Genomic DNA, 16,526 nt, shown 5'->3' with positions numbered 1-16,526 from the left:
CCCGCTCAGAGCGACGTCGGCCCGACGCGGAGGGGGAATCTTCGCGCCGGGCCGACGTCGTGTCGCCCCGGGCCGGGTGGGCGGAGGGGTAGCGCGCTCAGCTCGCCCGGGGCCAGCGCGGCGCGGTGACGGGGGGAGTCACCGGCCGGCCAGCAGCGGTTTGCCGTACCCCCTGGGGGACGACCCGCGCGGCCTGTTGCCGCGACGGCCCGGTTGCCGTGAACGGAAACGGCACGTGCACGAACGGATTGCCATGCCGGATCAACGCCTCGATCTGCCGCTCGTTGAGCCCGTGTGTCTCCAACACCCGACGCCCCCAGCGGTGCAGTCGGCACGGGTAGGAAGCGCCGTCGTTGCGGCACAGCGGCCCGGTGGGCCACTCCTCGGCGGTGTGCACTACCACCGCCCGGACCGCGAGCCGGACATCCTCCGGGGTCAGTGGTGCCGGCATCGGCACCTCACCCAGTACCTGATCGATGGGATCCGTCGACTGCTCACCAACTCGCACGGCAGGCCTCCCGCAGTTCGGCAGCGGTACGGCGGACCTACCGCACCGACATCCTCGGCCATGGATACGGCGGACACCGGACGAAAGTTCAATTCCGGTACGCGGTAAGCAGATCCTCCGCCGACAGCACCCGAACGCCGTCCACTGCGGTGCCGCTGCGCGACACGGCAACGACCGGTACCGACTCGTCGGCGCCGGGAAGCAGAGACCGGTGCAGGAGCAGCCGGCCCAGGTCATGCGCGTCAAAGGGTCGGCTCTCCTGCCACTTGACCGATCCGACGAAGCTGATCCTTTGAGCGACTGGCGCACGGTCGGCGCCGACTATGTCGATCTCCGGGTCGTTGGTCCGGGTCCAGTAGCCGCCGATCGTCGTCGCCTCGGCCGGGAGATGGTCACCGGGCAGCCGGCGCAGCGCCTCCCGGACGACAGGTTCGATGGCCCGCCCCCGCCAGGACGTCCACGACCGGTCGATCCGGTCCAGGGTCAGGTCGCCACGGCCCCGCTCGATCTCGGGGAGGTGCGGCCCCAGGAACGACAACCAGAAGCGCAGATACGGATCGGCCACCGCGTACCGGGTCTCCCGCGACGGCTTGGTCGACAGCGGGACGGCGACCTCCACTGCCCGCTTCTGAATCAGCAGGCGCAGGGCGCGGTTGAGCGACGCCTGCGGAAGGTTCCCTGCCGCGCGGGAGATCAGCGAGAAGGTCCGTTCACCGGAGCCGATCGCCCGCAGCACAAGACCCGCCTGGGACTGGGGCGGGAACTCCGCGGCCAGTGCCCGCTCACCGCTCACCAGCAGGGCAGAGGTCGGATCCCGTACCGCGTCGGCCAGATAATCGTGGACGGATGCACCGTTCGGCCACTCGTCGAGGATCAGCGGCAGACCGCCGGAGACCAGGTAGGCGTCGAAGGCGTCGGCGGCGGACAGGCCGAGCATGTCGCTGACGTCGGCCGGGCTCAGCGGCGGAATGACCATCTCCGTGGCGCGCTGGTGGAACGGCCGGCCGTAATCGTTGAGGGCTTCCATCATGGCCAGGTCCGATCCGACGCAGATCAGGAGGACCGGCCGTCGGGACAACTCGCGATCGAAGACCTTCTGCAGCGTTCCCTCGAAGCCCGGGTCGCCCGCGATGAGGTACGGCATCTCGTCCAGGACGACGACGCTCGGCCGGTCGGACGGCAGCGCGGCCGCGAGCAGGGTCAGCGCGGCGTCCCAGGTCTGTGGTTGCTGTTCACGCAGAATCTGAGCGCCCGGCAGCGTCGAGGCGGCCGCCTCCTCAACGAAGAGGGCGAGCTCGGCGGCGACGGCCGGCTGCGCGGAGGCGGTGAAGAAGAGGTACGGCACCCCGGCCCGCTCCACGAACTCCTCGACCAGGCGGGACTTTCCTACCCGCCGGCGACCTCGCATGAGAAGGGCTCGCCCGGGCCGACCGGCACGGCCACCCTGTTGCACGCGGGACAGCATGGCGCCCAGGAGGTGGAGCTCACGGTCCCGCCCGACAAAGCCGTCCACGGTCACTCCTGACACTACCAACGATGAAACAACCAAAAATGAGTGTAACCTCGTCCGTGTTGTGCGCACGCCAATCTGGCCTGGTGCGACCGCTCGTCAGACCAGGCCGGCGTCGTGCACGAGCAACGCCACCTGGACCCGGTTGTTCAGCTCCAGTCGGGTCAGCAGCCGGGAGACGTACGCCTTCACCGTCGCCACGCTCATGAACAACTCCCCCGCGATCTCCGCGTTGGTGTGCCCCCGCCCCAGCGCGACAGCCACCTGCCGCTCCCGCTCGCTGAGCCCGGTGAGCTGTCGCAGCGCCCGTGCCCGGCGCGGATCCGGGCCGACCGGGCCGGGGGCGGCGGCGGTCACGTGGGCGATCAACGTCCGGGTCACCGTCGGCGAGAGCGTCGCCTCGCCCGCCGCGACCCGGCGTACGGCGTGCACGATCTCCGCCGGTGGGGTGTCCTTGAGCAGGAAACCGGCCGCCCCGGCCCGGAGCGCCCGCAGCACCTGCTCGTCCGCGTCGAAGGTGGTCAGCACCAGCACCTCCGGCGGGTGCGGTTGGGCACGCAGCGCCTCAGTGGCGGTCAGCCCGTCGACCCGGGGCATCCGGATGTCCATCAGCACCACGTCCGGGGCGTACGCGGCGACGGCAGCCGGCACCTCACCACCGTCGGCCGCCTCGCCGACCACCGTCAGGTCCGGCAGACCGCCGAGGATCATCGAGAGCCCCGCCCGGACCAGCGCGTCGTCGTCCACGATCAGCACGCGCACCGGCGGCACATCCGGGCCGGCCGGCCCGGCCGCGTCCGGCGGCCCGGTCACGCCGGCCACGGCAGCCAGGCGGCCAACCGGAAGTCACCGCTGTCGTCACGACCGTAGGCGAGCCGCCCGCCGGCCAGTGTGACCCGTTCGCTGATGCCGACCAGGCCGGTGCCGGCACCCGGCAGTATGCCGCCGGCCTGTGACCCGACCGGCCACCGGTTGCCGATCGCCACTGTCAGCCCGGCGCCCGGACCGCCGGCCACGTCCACCCTGACGGCCGCGCCGGCAGCGTGCTTACGGGCGTTGGTCAGCCCCTCCTGCACGATCCGGTACGCGGCCCGGCCCAGCGCCGCCGGCACCTCCCCCGGGCTGGCGACGCTGTCGCTGACGTTGACCCGCACCCCGGCCGACCGTGATTCCGCGATCAGGGCCGGCAGGTCGGCGAGGGTGGGCTGCGGCGGCTCGGGGGCGTCGCCACCGTCGTCCTCGGCCCGGAGCACCCCGATCACCTCCCGCAGGTCCTGAAGGGCGGCGTGCGCGCTGCCCCGGATCACCCCGGCGGCCCGGGCCACCTCGTCGGCCGGCGCGTCCGGGCGGAACTCCAGCGCACCCGCGTGCAGGCTGAGCAGCGAGATCCGGTGGGCCAGCACGTCGTGCATCTCCCGGGCGATCCGGGTGCGTTCGAGGTGCCGGGCCTGGGAGACCCGCAGTTGCTGCTCCGCCTCGGCCCGCTCGGCCCGCTCCCGCAACGACACGATCAACTGACGGCGCGCCCTGACGAACATCCCCCAGGCCAGCACCGCGAAGCTGAACACCACCCCCCACAACGCGGTGGCCCAGTACGGCATGTTCGGGTCCGGACGTGTCCAACTGAAGACCAGGTTGGTGACGAGACCCGCACCGGTGACCGCGATCGCGATGGCGGTCCGTCGGTGCACCACCACGGTGAAGTAGAAGATCAACAGCGGGATGGCGGCGGCCATCGAGAACATGGTCAGCGGTGTCGTCGCCACCATCAGCCCGAGTGGCCACCGGCGGCGCAACCACAGCAGCCCGCAGCAGACCAGCCCGATCAGGGCATCCGCGCCGGTCATCCAGTCGTGCGGCAGCGGCTCGGCCATCGCCGGGTTGGGCGACAGGGCGTCGGCGGTGACGAAGAGCACCCAGAGCAGCGAGACCAGGAACGCGAGGCTGTCCACGATCCAGTCGCGGGTGGTGCGGCGCGGACGCTTGCGCCCACTGTCGGCCGGCACCACCAGCTCCCCTGGCAGCAGCCAGGGGTGCTCCGGGACGGCGATGCTGGTCACGACGCCATGCTAGGCAGGCGAAGGTCGACACGACCAGCTACCAAAGTCGAGAGCCACCGGTCGACCAAGGTCGACGCGGCACCGACCGCTGGCCGCAGCGGATGGCCGGGTGGCGCGGGCAGGCTCAACCGCATGATCACGGTAGAGAACCTCACCAAGCGATACGGGCCACACCCGGCCGTGGACGACGTGTCGTTCCAGTGCGAGCCAGGCACCGTCACCGGCTTCCTCGGACCCAACGGGGCCGGCAAGTCGACCACCATGCGCATGATCTGCGGGCTGACCGCGCCGACCGCCGGCCGCGCCACCGTCTCCGGGCACCCGTACCGGGAGCTGCCCAACCCGGGGCGGGAGGTCGGGGTGTTGCTGGACGCCTCCGCCCAGCACGCCGGGCGCACCGGCCGCGAGGCGTTGACGCTGTCCGCGTACACGATGGGTCTGGACCGGCGCGAGGTCGCCGCGAAGCTCGACCTGGTCGGGTTGAACGCGGTGGCCGCGAAGCGTCGGGTACGGGCGTACTCGTTGGGCATGCGCCAACGGCTCGGGCTGGCGCACGCGCTGCTCGGCGACCCCCGGGTGTTGATCCTCGACGAGCCGGCCAACGGCCTGGACCCGGAGGGGATCTTCTGGATGCGCGGCCTGCTGCGCGACTTCGCCGACAGGGGCGGCACCGTGCTGCTCTCCTCCCACCTGCTGCGCGAGGTGGAGGCGGTCGCGGACCGGCTGGTGGTTATCGGGGGTGGCCGGATCGTGGCCCAGGGCGACAAGAACGAGTTGCTGGCCGGCGGCGGCACTGTGGTCCGGGCCCGCGACAGTGCGGCGCTGCGCCAGGCGCTGGAGGTGGCCAACCTGAGCGCCGCCGACAGCTCGGAGGGGCTGCTCGTGCAGGCCGACGCCGAGGCGGTCGGCCAGGCCGCCGCCGATGCCGGCGTCGCGTTGGCCGAGCTGCGCCCCGCCAGCGGCGGCGGCCTGGAACAGCTCTTCCTCACCCTGACCGCCGGCGAATCGACCAAGGAGGCCGTCCGATGACCACCACCACCGCGCCCGCCGCCGGTGCCGTCGCACCCCGGCAGCACACTGCGGTACGCCGACCGTCGCTGCTCCGGCTCAGCGCCGTGGAGGTGCGCAAGCTCGTCGACACCCGGGCCGGTCGGTGGCTGATGATCACCATCGGTCTGGTCACCGCCGCGATCGTCACCCTGCAACTGATCTACGCCGGGGACGCCGACCAGACCTTCCTCAACTTCTTCGTCCCCTCGCTGCTACCGGTGTCGGTGCTGCTGCCGGTCCTGGGCATCCTGTCGATCACCAGTGAGTGGTCGCAGCGCACCGCACTCACCACGTACGCCTTGGTGCCCCGCCGGGAGCGGGTGGTCGCCGCGAAGCTGATCGCCGTGTCCCTGACCGCGCTCGCCTCGGTGCTGGCCAGTCTCGCCGTCGCCGCCGTCGGCACGCTGGTGGCGTCCGCCACCGGCGGGGCGGGCACCTGGCAGTTCGACTGGTCGCTGGTCCTGAACGCGGGCATCCTCCAGGTCACCAGCGTGCTGATGGGCGCCGCCTTCGGTCTGCTGCTGCTCAACCCGCCGCTGGCGATCGTCGGCTACCTGCTGCTGCCCACGCTGTGGGGGGTGCTCGGCGAGATGGTCAAGCCGCTGCGCGGTCCGTCCGAATGGCTGGACACCAGCAAGACCATGGAACCGCTGTTCAGCAGCGACGCCGTCACCGGCGAGCAGTGGGGCCGGGTAGCTGTCTCCCTGCTGGTCTGGATGGTCCTCCCGCTGGCCGCCGGCCTGTTCCGGACGCTGCGCCGCGAGGTGTCCTGACCATGGAGATGGCCCGCTACCGTCCGCGCACTGTGGTCAGCGGCGGCCCGCTGGAGCTGGCGGTCCTGTGGGGTGGCTTCCCGCTGCTCGGCGCGGGCGCCGGATGGCTCCTCGCGGCGGCGACGGGCTGGCTCGCCCGGCTGCCCTGGGTGCCGTTCAGCGACCTGATCGAGTGGTTGGACCGGCTGCCCGAGCCACAGGCCACCGCCGCCACCATCGGTGTGGGCGTCCTGGCCGGCCTGGTCATCGCCGGGATCGGCACCGCCGAACGGCTGATCGTCACAGTCGACGGGGCGCAGGTCCAGCTACGCCGCTCCGATGAGAACCGCACCATCGCCCGGGTCGACACCCGGGTGGTCTTCCTCGCCGACAAACATCTGGTGCTCCTGGACGCCGACGGCGCGGAACTGGTCCGGGAGTCGACGGACCTGCCGGCCGCCCAACTGGCCGCGGCGTTCCGGGAACACGGCTGGGGCTGGGCGGACGACGACCCGCACCGGTCGGCGTACCGGCTGTGGGTTCCGGACCTGCCCGGGTTGCCGGCCGGCGCGGACGCGCTGCTGCGCGCCCGGGACCGGGCCATCGAGCGGGACCGCCGCGACGACACCCGGGAGTTGCGCCGCGAGCTGGGTCAGATCGGGGTGGTGCTGCGCGACGAGGGCAAGCGGCAGTACTGGCGGTTGACCACACGAGCCCTCGCCTCCGGGCCGGAGCGGCCGACTTCGGCCGAGCGGGAGGCGGACGGGCGGTAGCGTCTGTCCCAGCAGACAGTGGGAGCCGCGCGATGACCGAACAGCAGCCGTACCGGGTGGTGTCCCGACACCCCGGCTTCGAGCTGCGTCGGTACCCGGCCCACCTGGTGGCCGAGATGCAGATCCAGGCGTCGTTCACCAGGGCGCCGATCGAGGCGTTCCGGCCGCTGGCCGCGTACATCGGCGGTGCCAATCGGGCCCGGCATCCGATCGGCTCCGCCACGCCCGCGATGGCGGCGGCCAGCGGTTCGGAGAAGATCGCCATGACCGTGCCGGTGGTGCAGATCGAGGGTGAGTGGCCGGGCGCGTACCTGATCCAGTTCGTCATGCCGGCCAGCTTCACCGCCGCCACAGTGCCCGAGCCGGTGGACGCGCGGGTGCGGATCCGCGCGGTTCCGGCGCGGCTGGCGGCGGCGATGCGGTTCTCCGGGCGGTGGACGGAGCAGGCGTTCAGCCAGCGGGCCACGATGCTCGGCCGGTCGGTGACCGCGGCCGGGCTGCAACCGACCGGCGCCATCCGGTACGCGCGCTTCGACCCGCCGTGGAAGCCGTGGTTCCTGCGCCGCAACGAGGTGGTGCTGCCGGTCGTCGAGTGAGCTAGCGGAGCAGCCGACGGTCCTCGACCCTCGGCCGAGCCAGCAGCAGGGACATCGCCAGCCCGGAGAGCAGCCCGAACAGGGACAGCAGCACGTCGGAATCCGCGGCGTTGATCGGGCTGTTGCCGGCGAGCGCGGTGAACGTCGCGCCGATCGGCAGCAGGATCATGATGGGTACGGCAATGGCCACCAGGAACACCAGCGGGCCCACCAAGGCGATGAGAGCGGCCAGGGCGTGGTGCCACCAGATCGGCCGACCGCCCGGCCAGTCCCAGGCCAGCAGGGTGACCCCGGTGAGCAGCACCGCCCCGAGAGCGGCCTCCGGCAGCAGTCGTGTGCCGGGTGCGGCGGCACGGACCAGCCCGACGCCGAGCAACGCCACAACGGTGAGACCGAGCGCCAGCCCGACGCGAGCCCGGGTCCGCGCCGGGGCCGCCGCCAGCGCGGCACCGACGGCCGCTGCCACCAGCAGCGCCGCGGTGGCCAGGGCGCCCTGGTTCAGCTCCGGCTCCCGGTCGGTTGGTGACTCGATCCCGACAGCCACCAGCATCAGCACCCCGGCCAGGCAGGCCGTACCGGTCAGCCTCTTCCGATCGGCGGCCAGCGGCCCGCCACGCTCCCGCCACAGCAGAACCGTCGCGAGCACGCCGAGCACGCCGCAACCGGCGACGGCGAGCAGCACGGTCGCCTCGATGCCGGACGGGTCGGCCCGGTCGATCGCTATGTCGGCGGCGACCCAGCAGCCACCGAGCGCCACCGCCGGTTGACTCCAGCGCAACTGCCCCCGGCCGGCCAGCACCAACCCGAGCGGCACCGCCATGATCGCGATGAACCGCAGGTCGCGCGCCCAGTAGGCGTTGTTGCCCGGCAGGCTCTCCGACCACGGGCCGAGCGGCTCGGTCAGCGGCTGCCAGGTGGTCATGCCGTACGCCCAGAGCACGACGGCGGCGGCGGAGAGGAGCAGCCCGACCGGGCGCGCGGATCGCATCAGTGGACGGTAGCGGGCCCTTCGGCCGCGCGGGGGGCACTGTCATCCGACGAGGCTGACCGGTGACCGGGCGGGACGGTGGCGCAACAGCCGCCACGTCGGCAGCACACTGGACAGCACCGCGAGCAGCAGGCACAGCCCCACCACTCCGGCGACCACCGACCACGGCATCACCAGGTCGACGGGGGCACCGACCTGCTCGGCGAGGCCCGCGCTGATGCTGAGCAGGCCGACGAACGCGACAGCCCCGCCCAGCAGCGCGCCGATCAGGACCACCAGGGCGGACTCCGCGGTGACCAGCCAGATGACCTGCCGTCGGGTTGCCCCCGCCAGCCGGATCAGCCGCAGGTCCGCGGCGCGGCCAGCGGCGGCCAGCAGCAGCGTGTTGGCCACCGCGATGGCCCCGTAGCCGGCGGACACCCCGATCAGCAACAGCGTGAAGAGCCAGACGAGGCGGTCCTCGGCGGCGTCCGCCTCGGCCGCCCAGGCCGGGACGTCGAGGATCCGCGCGCCGACCGGGGGATCGATGCGGTCCCGCACGTACACGGTGGACGTCAGCGCGGACGGGTCGTGCGCCCGCACCACGGCCCGGGGCACGAGCAGGTCGCCGGGGATCGAGGTGTCGTCGACCACCGCGACGACGCGCAACGACACAGTCGTCCCGTCGGCGAAGACCACCGGGTACGGCTCGGACGGCAGCCGGTTCGCCGAGGCGGTGACCACCACTGTGTCGCCGCCCCTCAGGTCGTTCAGCGAACCGGCGACGACGGTGAGCACCCGGTTCGCGGCGGCGAAGCCCTCCGGATCCACGCCGAGCGCTGTCATCGGCCGGTCCGGTGGCGACGTTCCGGGGTCGGTGCGGTAGACGGTGGTCGGCAGGAGCGCGGTCCCGCCGGTCGCGGCGACGGCCCGGTCGGACAGGCCGGGTGCGCGGTCCGGCACGACGATCCAGCCGGCGTTCACGTTGTCCGCCCGTCCTGCCGCGTACGCGGCGGTGCTGGTACGCACCATCCCGGACACCAGCACCGCGAATGCGACGGTGAGCAGCACCGGCGCGGCGACGGCGGCGGTCCGGCGGGTCGCGGTCAACGCCCCGCCCCGGACCAGCATGCCGATCGCGCCACCGGGCCGACGCAGCGGAGAACGCAGCAGCCACACCAGCGGACCGACCACCACCGGGGCGAGCACTGTGGTGCCGGCCACCAGCGCCATCACCGCGTAGAGCGCGTACTGCGCCCCCACCCGCGCCTCGTCGGAGGTCGCCGTGGCGAGACTGAGCGCGGCCCCCGCCGTGAGGAGCAGCACCCCGGTGGCGGCGCGCAGCCGCCCGATCGGTCGCTGTTCCACAGCAGCCTCGCGTAACGCCTCCAACGGACGGATTCGCGCCGCCCGGCGGGACGCCGACCAGACGGCCAGCAACGCGATCACCGGCCCGGCGGCGAGCGAGACCGCCACCGGCCAGAGTTCGTAGCGGACCCGGAAGGTCGACGGTTCGTAGCCGACGTCGACCAGCAGCCGACCCAGCAACGGGGCGAGCGCCGCGCCCACCAGCAGGCCGACGAGTCCCGCCGAGACGCCGACGGCGAGCGCCTCGGCGTACACCATGCGACGGACCTGGCGTCCGGTGGCGCCGACGGCGCGCAGCAGGCCCAGCTCACGGCGGCGCTGTGTGATGGTGAACGCGAAGGTGGAGGCGACCACGAACACCGTGACGAAGCCGGCGAGGGCCGCCGTGGCGGTGAGCACCTGCATGCCGATCCACCGGGTACGGGCGTCGCCGCGCGGTTCCAGCGCACCACGGGCGGCGCCGGTGAGCACCTGTCCGCCGTCGCCGACCACTCCGCGAGCCGCAGTGGCGACCCGCTCGGGATCGGCGTCCGGGGCGAGCACCAGGCCGATGGCCCGGACACCGGGCGCGAGCGCGGCGGCGACCTCGTCCGCGACATGGACACCCGGTCCGTCGACCAGACCGGTGACCGTGTACGACTCCGGGCCCACGGCTGTCAGCAGGGTGACCGGTGTGCCGGCGCGCAGTCCGAGCGCGCTGTCGACGACCACCTCGCCGGGCCGGCGGGGTGGCTCGCCAGCCGTGAGGCGCAGCCCACCCAGTTGGGCGCTGGACCAGCCGTGCCCCTGGTGGGCGTCCTCCCGCCGGGTGTCGGCGGCCGAAGGCCGGCCGTCGACGAGCGGTTGCGCGTAGAAGGTGCGGTCCGGCACCGCCGCCACCACGTCCGGCAGACCGGACAGCCTGCCCACCAGCTCCGCCGCCGCGCTGGCGGACCAGGGCCGGGTCGGCAGGAACTCCTCAGCTGACGCACCTGCCTCGGGGCTCTGCACCACGACCGCCGCCCGTGCCAGTCGGTCCGGCACCTGCGGACGGCCGGAGGCGAGCAGCACTGTGGCCGCCGCGACCAGCGTGACCCCGATGACGACGGCCACGAACGCGCTGGCCGACCGCCGGACGCTCAGCACGACGACTCCGCGACGGTCTCGCGCTCGGCGATCCGGGCGGCGACGGCGGCGGCGGTGATCCCGCCGGTCAGCTCATCGACGACGCGGCCGTCGGCGAGCAGGAGGACCCGATCGGCGTACGCGGCGGCGGCGGGATCGTGCGTCACCATCACCACCGTCTGCCCGTGGTCGTCGACGAGCGCCCGCAACAGCCGGAGCACCTGCCGGGAGGACGCGCTGTCCAACGCCCCGGTCGGCTCGTCGGCGAAGACCACCGCCGGACGGGTGAGCAACGCTCGGGCCACGGCGACGCGTTGCTGCTCCCCCCCGGACAGCTCACTCGGCCGGTGCCCGGCCCGGTCGGCGAGGCCGACGGCGTCGAGCGCGGCGGCCACGTCCCCGGCCGACGGACGGCGACGGGCCAGGCGCGACGGCAACTCGACGTTCTGCGCGGCGGTCAACGTGGACACGAGGTTGAACGCCTGGAAGACGAAGCCGATCCGGTCGCGCCGCAGCCGGGTCAGCTCGTCCTCGCCGAGGTCGTTGAGGCTGGTGCCGTCGATGGTGACGATCCCCTCGGTCGGGCGGTCCAGCCCTGCCGCGCAGTGCAGCAGGGTGGACTTCCCCGAGCCGGAGGGGCCCATCACCGCAGTGAACGTGCCGCTCGCGAAGCTGGTGGTCACGCCGTCGAGCGCCGCCACCCGCCGGGTTCCGGTGCCGTACACCGCGCGCAGCCCCGTCAGGGTCACAGTGTCTGTGGTCATGACCGTTACGGTGCCGAATGGGGCGGGTACAGCGCGTCGGGCCGGGGCGGGCACTTTCCGGCCCTCCTCCGGGTGGACTCCGGGGCCCGTAACCGCCAGCGCGTCGTCCTGCGGGATGACCACCCGCAGGCGGACGCGGCGAACCCGGCCCGGCCGTTACCGTTCCACGGGTGACCGCTCTCCTGCTGACCCGACGACTGCGGCCGGTGGACCTGTACACGGTGGACGCCCTGCTGGCTGTTGCCGTCGGTGGACTGCTCTGCCCGTACGCGGCGTTGGAGTCGCCGCAGAACGGCGGCGTACACGAGCCGCTCTGGGTGTCGGTGCTGGTCGGGATGGCCCTCGGGCTGCCGTTGGCCGTCCGGCGACGGTGGCCGATGACGGTGGCCGTCGTGATCAGCTCAATCGCCACCGTCTCCCTGATCACCGCGGTGATACCCAACTTCGCCGCCGCCGCGCCGGCGTTCGCCATCAGCCTGTCCTTCTACACGGTGGCAGTGGCGACGCCGACGCGTCGGTCGCTGCTCTGCGCCGCCGGTTGTCTGGCGCTGGTGAGCGTCGGCCTGGTGCTGACAGCGGGCGACCTCTGGTCGCGGACCGGCGCTGTCGTCTACGCCGCCGTCATTGTCGCGCCGGCCTGGATGCTCGGTTGGCAGATCCGGGAGCGACGCGCCCTCGCCAGCCGGCAGAGTGACCAGTTGGTCCGTCAGGCCGCCACCGAGGAGCGGTTGCGGGTGGCACGCGAGCTGCACGACGTGGTCGCGCACACGCTGAGCCTCATCGTGGTGAAGGCGGCGGTCGCCAACCACGTCGCCGAGGCCGACCCGCGCGAGGCGGGCGCCGCGCTGCGGGTCATCGAGGAGACCGGCCGCACCGCGCTGACCGACGTACGTCGGGTGCTCGGCGTGTTGCGTGAGGACAGCCCGTACGCGCCGACACCCGGACTGGACGAGTTGCCTCTCCTCGCCCGACAGGCGGCGATCGGCGGCGTCGACGTGCAGCTCGACGTGCGGCGGGACGAGCCGGCCGGCGCGGTGCCGGACTCGGTGGGCCTCGCTGTGTACCGGATCGTGCAGGAGGCGGTGACGAACGTGGTGAAGCACGCCGCGCCGGCCGCCTGCCGGGCCACTGTGACAGTTCTGCCCGACGAGGTGCGGGTGGAGGTGACCGACGACGGCCAACGGCCGGTCCTGCTCGGCGGGGAGGGGCACGGGTTGATAGGCATGCGGGAACGGGTGGCGTTGCACGGCGGGGAGTTCCGCGCCGGCCCGCGCTCCGACGGCGGCTTCGCGGTGACGGCCAGCCTCCCCTACCGGGTGGCCGCATGATCCGCGTGCTGATCGCCGACGACCAGGCGTTGCTGCGCGGCAGTTTCCGGCTACTGGTCGATCTCAGCCCGGACTGCACCACCGTCGGTGAGGCGGGCACCGGCGTGGAGGCTGTCGCGTTGACCGAGCAGCACCGGCCCGATGTGGTGCTGATGGACGTCCGGATGCCGGAGATGGACGGCATCGAGGCGACCCGGCGGATCTGCGCCGACCCGGCGACGGCCGGCACCCGGGTCATCATCCTGACCACGTTCGACCTCGACGAGTACGTCTACGGGGCGCTGCGCGCCGGTGCCAGCGGGTTCCTGCTCAAGGACACCCCACCGGCGGACCTGCTGACCGGAATTCGGGTGGTCGCGGCCGGGGAGGGGCTGCTCGCGCCGACGGTGACCCGCCGGCTGATCGACGAGTTCGCCAGGCAGCCGGAGCCGACCCGACCGCTGCCCCGGCAGCTCGACGGGGTGACCGATCGGGAGCGGGAGGTGCTCGCGCTGATCGCCCGGGGCCTGTCCAACGCGGAGTTGGCCGCGCACCTCAACCTCAGCCAGGCCACAGTCAAGACGCACGTCGGGCGGCTGCTGACCAAGCTGGCGGTACGCGACAGGGCGCAACTGGTCATCGTGGCGTACGAGACGGGCCTGGTGGGGCCGGGCCGGTCGGGATAGCTCCGACGGGTGGGCGCGGGAGCACCCGCCAGGGGTGCCCCCGCGCTTACCGCGATCAGCTGACGTACACCGACGCGCTGGTCGCGGATTGGAAGTCGGTCGGAGTGCCCGGGTAGACGACCCGCCAGAAGCCAGCGGTCTTCTTGTAGACCGATGTGGCGAAGTCGTAACTGCCGCCGGCGTAGATGGTGGCCGGGGTGCTCCAGGTGCCGTCGTCACCGGTGGCCGAGAACTGCACCTTCAGCGGCACCGTCCCGGGGGACATACCGCCGGTGAACTCCATCTCGCCGCTGAGCGTCACCGTCGTCGCGTTCTCCCGGACCGCCGAGAAGTTCCGGAACGCGGCCGGCTGCAGCACGGCGACGTTCGTGCTGGCGATCGCGGGGCTGACGAACTCGTCGCCCATCGAGTAGCCGACCTGGAGGCGGCCGCTCTGGTACGGCGAGGCGGTCAGCGAGTATCGACCGTCCGCGTCCGTGGTGGCGGAGCCGAGGTAGGTCTGGCAGTAGTCGACGCTGGAGCAGAGGGAAACCCCTGGCTGGACATTGGGCACCGGCACCCAACCCTCCGGCGTCCGCCAGGTCAGCTGGCCGCTCACAGTGACCGTCTCATCCTTGAGGATCTTGGGTCGATCCGCCCCGATGGTGATCCGCATCGGCCGCTTGTTGATCTCGATGGTGGTCTCGGCCGAACGCGACGAGCCGTGGAAGAGATGGTCGTTGTCATAGTTGTAGGCCGCGTACACCCGCTCGTCCTTGCGGCCGATCTTGACCGTGCCGGTGAAGGAACCGTCGGTCCTGGTGGTGACCGCGTCCCAACTGAAGTCGGCGTTCACCGTCATGGGGAATCTCCCCAGGGACCTGATCTCGCCGCTGCCCGGCCAGCGACCCTTGAGCCATCCCCGCACCGTCACGTTGCGGTTTTCATAGGTCACAGTGGTGCGGTTCAGCGTGACGTTGTCGAAGAACGTGACCACCGAATAGTCCAGGTCGCCGGCATCGGTCTGGGTGACGTGGTGACCGGCCTCGTCGGTGACCTCCACGTCGACCCGGTAGTAGCCGAGCTTGTCGAGGACGATCGGGTTGGATCGCCACACGCCGTCACGCTCGGTGCCGGACTGGAGGTAGAAGTCTTCCTGAACGGCGACCTCCGCCCCGGTGTTGTACTCGCGAATGTGCGCGCGGACGTCGGTGACGTCGCTGGGCGACGTGATGGACACCAGCAGCGTGCCCCGATCGAGGTCGTAGTCGCTGTGCGCGGACGTGACGACCGGAACTTCATCGGCATGTGCGGCCGTGGGAAGCCCCACGACAGCCGTCGCCGCGGCGACGGCGATCGCCACGGCAAAACGGGAACGGATCAAAGCTGACCTCCAGGAAAGGCCGGCGATTCGCTAAGTCGCGGCCGGCATTGGAAGCCTATCGATCCCGTCCGACAGATCCGCCCACACCGCTAGGCTGACGCCGTACCGATGTGGACAGAGGAGGACTTGATGACCCGGTACGTCGCCCTGCTGCGCGGGGTCAACGTCGGCACCACCAGGCTGGCGATGGCCGACCTGCGCCGGATCGTCACCGACCTCGGGCACGAGGACGTCACGACGTACCTGCAGAGCGGCAACGTGGCCTTCGGCAGCACTGTGCGCGACGCGGAGAAGCTGGCCGCCGGCATCGCGCGGGCGCTCACCGACGAGCTGGCGTTGACGGTGCCGGTGCTGGTGCGCAGCGGCCGGGAGTTGGCGGCGATCGCCGGCGGCAACCCGTACGCCGACCGGGAGGACGACCCGACCCGGCTGCTTGTGGCCTTCCTCGCCACCGCACCGAAGAAGTCCGCCGTGGACGCACTGGCCGTGCCTGGTGCCGAGAACGTGGCGTTCACGGTGACCGGTCGGGAGGTGTTCCTGCACTACGTCGACGGCGGTTACGGGCGGTCGAAGTTCACCAACGCGTACCTGGAGAAGAAGCTCGGCGTGGTGGCCACCTCCCGCAACTGGAAGTCGGTGCGGGCGCTGGCCGAGCTGGCCGCCTCCTGAGCCCGCTGGGGGTCGCCGCCCGACGACCCCCAGCGGCGCTGCTCAGAAGTGGTACGCGGTCTCGTACTCGGGCACCAGCACCCGGCTGCGCGGCGAGATCCGGCGCACCGCCGCGATCATCTCGTTCAGGCGGGTGCGGTCGGTCGGGGCGACCGGCGGCGGGTTCCGCAGCTCCGTCTCGAAGTTGTCGTAGTGCACAGGCACCACTACCTTCGGGTAGTCGAGGCCGGCCAGCAGCCGGGGCAGGTAGTCGCCGGTGGTGGTGGCGTTCTGCATGGCCACCATCGCCACGTCGGGCGCGAGGCCGGTGAGGTTCCGCTCGGCGACGTCGCTGGCCCCGGTGAAGTAGACCGACGGGCCGCCGTCGACCCGCAGCAGGTAGCCCAGCGTGTCACCCTCCGGCAGGTCGGCGATGGTGGCCGGCTGCGGCGGCGGGCTCACCCGCACCCCGGGAAAGGCCACCGAGTACGACGGGTTGCGGCTGTGCAGCGAGCCGACCACCTCGACGCTGTGGTCGCCGAAGTCCAGCACCTCCCCACCCTTGACGGCGCTGAGCTGCGCCGACGGCACTCCGTAGGCCAACCCCAGGTGGTACGCGGTCAGCGTGCCGAACACCCGCGCCCCGGTGCGCTTGGCGATGTACGGCACGTCCATGAAGTGGTCCCAGTGGGTGTGCGTGACCAGCACCGTCGTGGCCCGGTCGACCCGCGGGTCGATCATGTCGGTGCGCACCGTCAACGCGGTGTCGGTCCTGAACGGGCCGGTGAACAGCCCGGTGTCGATCCGGCTCAGGAACGGGTCGACGAGGACGGTGCGGTCGCCGATGTCGACGCGCCAGCCGGCCGTACCCCACCAGCGGAAGCTGACCGCGCCCTTGCGGCGAGCGGTCGGCGTGGGCGCGGCGGTCGAGGGCGCGGCCTGGGCCGGGGTGGCGACACCGGCGGCGAGGCCACCGGCGGAGACCAGGGCGGTGGTGGCGGCTGCGTCGCGCAGGAAGCGTCGCCGGTCGAGACTGGGCATGCGGATCTACTCCCCGTGGTCGGGTGATG

General features: G+C 72.3%; 16 protein-coding genes. 7 read left to right on the top strand and 9 right to left on the bottom strand.

Annotated features, from left to right (window positions below; all coding sequences use genetic code 11):
• Positions 1-97: 97 nt before the first annotated feature.
• The 4 genes from AB0B98_RS18085 to AB0B98_RS18070 all read right to left on the bottom strand — a co-directional run bounded on the left by AB0B98_RS18085 (position 98) and on the right by AB0B98_RS18070 (position 4,078).
• Entirely contained in the window at positions 98-508 is a 411-nt protein-coding gene (locus AB0B98_RS18085) for a hypothetical protein (protein ID WP_357363890.1), read from the bottom strand.
• Positions 509-596: 88 nt separating this feature from the next.
• Positions 597-1,916 (bottom strand): DUF234 domain-containing protein, encoded by a 1,320-nt coding sequence (locus AB0B98_RS18080; RefSeq protein WP_357363888.1) that lies wholly within the window; start codon positions 1,914-1,916, stop codon positions 597-599.
• Between the two features lie 201 nt (positions 1,917-2,117).
• On the bottom strand, positions 2,118-2,840 hold the full coding sequence (locus AB0B98_RS18075; RefSeq protein ID WP_308193377.1) for a response regulator transcription factor: 723 nt from the start codon (positions 2,838-2,840) through the stop codon (positions 2,118-2,120).
• The gene (locus AB0B98_RS18070) at positions 2,828-4,078 is read right to left on the bottom strand and encodes a histidine kinase (RefSeq protein ID WP_357363886.1); all 1,251 of its coding nucleotides are present in this window, start codon (positions 4,076-4,078) and stop codon (positions 2,828-2,830) included. The genes AB0B98_RS18075 and AB0B98_RS18070 overlap by 13 nt, the downstream gene beginning before the upstream one ends.
• 132 nt (positions 4,079-4,210) lie before the next feature.
• Between AB0B98_RS18070 and AB0B98_RS18065 the strand changes: the two genes are divergently transcribed.
• From AB0B98_RS18065 to AB0B98_RS18050, 4 genes are read left to right on the top strand one after another with little or no spacing between them, the layout of a single operon-like run.
• On the top strand, positions 4,211-5,107 hold the full coding sequence (locus AB0B98_RS18065) for an ATP-binding cassette domain-containing protein (RefSeq protein WP_357363884.1): 897 nt from the start codon (positions 4,211-4,213) through the stop codon (positions 5,105-5,107).
• Complete coding sequence (locus AB0B98_RS18060) at positions 5,104-5,901, top strand: ABC transporter permease (RefSeq protein WP_357363882.1); 798 nt, start codon at positions 5,104-5,106, stop codon at positions 5,899-5,901. The genes AB0B98_RS18065 and AB0B98_RS18060 overlap by 4 nt, the downstream gene beginning before the upstream one ends.
• A 2-nt stretch (positions 5,902-5,903) precedes the next feature.
• Positions 5,904-6,653, top strand: coding sequence for a hypothetical protein (locus tag AB0B98_RS18055; RefSeq protein ID WP_357363881.1), 750 nt, complete (start codon positions 5,904-5,906; stop codon positions 6,651-6,653).
• Between the two features lie 32 nt (positions 6,654-6,685).
• Entirely contained in the window at positions 6,686-7,249 is a 564-nt protein-coding gene (locus AB0B98_RS18050) for a heme-binding protein (RefSeq protein ID WP_357363879.1), read from the top strand.
• A gap of 1 nt (position 7,250) precedes the next feature.
• On the opposite strand, the gene AB0B98_RS18045 is transcribed toward AB0B98_RS18050, so the two are convergent.
• The 3 genes from AB0B98_RS18045 to AB0B98_RS18035 are packed head-to-tail and all read right to left on the bottom strand — an operon-like array spanning position 7,251 to position 11,452.
• Positions 7,251-8,237, bottom strand: coding sequence for a hypothetical protein (locus tag AB0B98_RS18045; RefSeq protein ID WP_357363877.1), 987 nt, complete (start codon positions 8,235-8,237; stop codon positions 7,251-7,253).
• A 42-nt stretch (positions 8,238-8,279) separates the two neighbouring features.
• Positions 8,280-10,709, bottom strand: a complete 2,430-nt coding sequence (locus AB0B98_RS18040; RefSeq protein WP_357363875.1) for an ABC transporter permease — start codon at positions 10,707-10,709, stop codon at positions 8,280-8,282.
• Positions 10,703-11,452, bottom strand: a complete 750-nt coding sequence (locus AB0B98_RS18035; protein WP_357363873.1) for an ABC transporter ATP-binding protein — start codon at positions 11,450-11,452, stop codon at positions 10,703-10,705. Before AB0B98_RS18035 ends, AB0B98_RS18040 begins: the two co-directional genes overlap by 7 nt.
• A 170-nt stretch (positions 11,453-11,622) precedes the next feature.
• On the opposite strand from AB0B98_RS18035, the gene AB0B98_RS18030 reads away from it, so the two are divergent.
• The gene (locus AB0B98_RS18030; RefSeq protein WP_357363871.1) at positions 11,623-12,780 is read left to right on the top strand and encodes a sensor histidine kinase; all 1,158 of its coding nucleotides are present in this window, start codon (positions 11,623-11,625) and stop codon (positions 12,778-12,780) included.
• Positions 12,777-13,445 carry a response regulator transcription factor gene (locus AB0B98_RS18025; protein ID WP_238666513.1) on the top strand — a complete coding sequence of 223 codons (669 nt, stop codon included), beginning with the start codon at positions 12,777-12,779 and terminating at the stop codon, positions 13,443-13,445. The genes AB0B98_RS18030 and AB0B98_RS18025 overlap by 4 nt, the downstream gene beginning before the upstream one ends.
• A gap of 55 nt (positions 13,446-13,500) precedes the next feature.
• On the opposite strand, the gene AB0B98_RS18020 is transcribed toward AB0B98_RS18025, so the two are convergent.
• Positions 13,501-14,787 (bottom strand): hypothetical protein, encoded by a 1,287-nt coding sequence (locus AB0B98_RS18020; RefSeq protein ID WP_357363869.1) that lies wholly within the window; start codon positions 14,785-14,787, stop codon positions 13,501-13,503.
• Between the two features lie 150 nt (positions 14,788-14,937).
• Here AB0B98_RS18020 and AB0B98_RS18015 point away from each other — a divergent pair, with 150 nt between their 5' ends.
• Entirely contained in the window at positions 14,938-15,477 is a 540-nt protein-coding gene (locus AB0B98_RS18015) for a DUF1697 domain-containing protein (RefSeq protein WP_357363867.1), read from the top strand.
• Positions 15,478-15,519: 42 nt separating this feature from the next.
• Here AB0B98_RS18015 and AB0B98_RS18010 read toward each other — a convergent pair whose 3' ends face one another.
• Entirely contained in the window at positions 15,520-16,497 is a 978-nt protein-coding gene (locus AB0B98_RS18010; RefSeq protein WP_357363865.1) for an MBL fold metallo-hydrolase, read from the bottom strand.
• Between the last annotated feature and the right edge of the window lie 29 nt (positions 16,498-16,526).

Origin of the sequence: Micromonospora sp. NPDC048947 (assembly GCF_040649495.1) — a bacterium.
Classification (GTDB): Bacteria; Actinomycetota; Actinomycetes; order Mycobacteriales; family Micromonosporaceae; genus Micromonospora; species Micromonospora alfalfae.
Note: the sequence above shows the minus strand (reverse complement) of the source record. Positions and strands in the feature narration are given on the sequence as shown.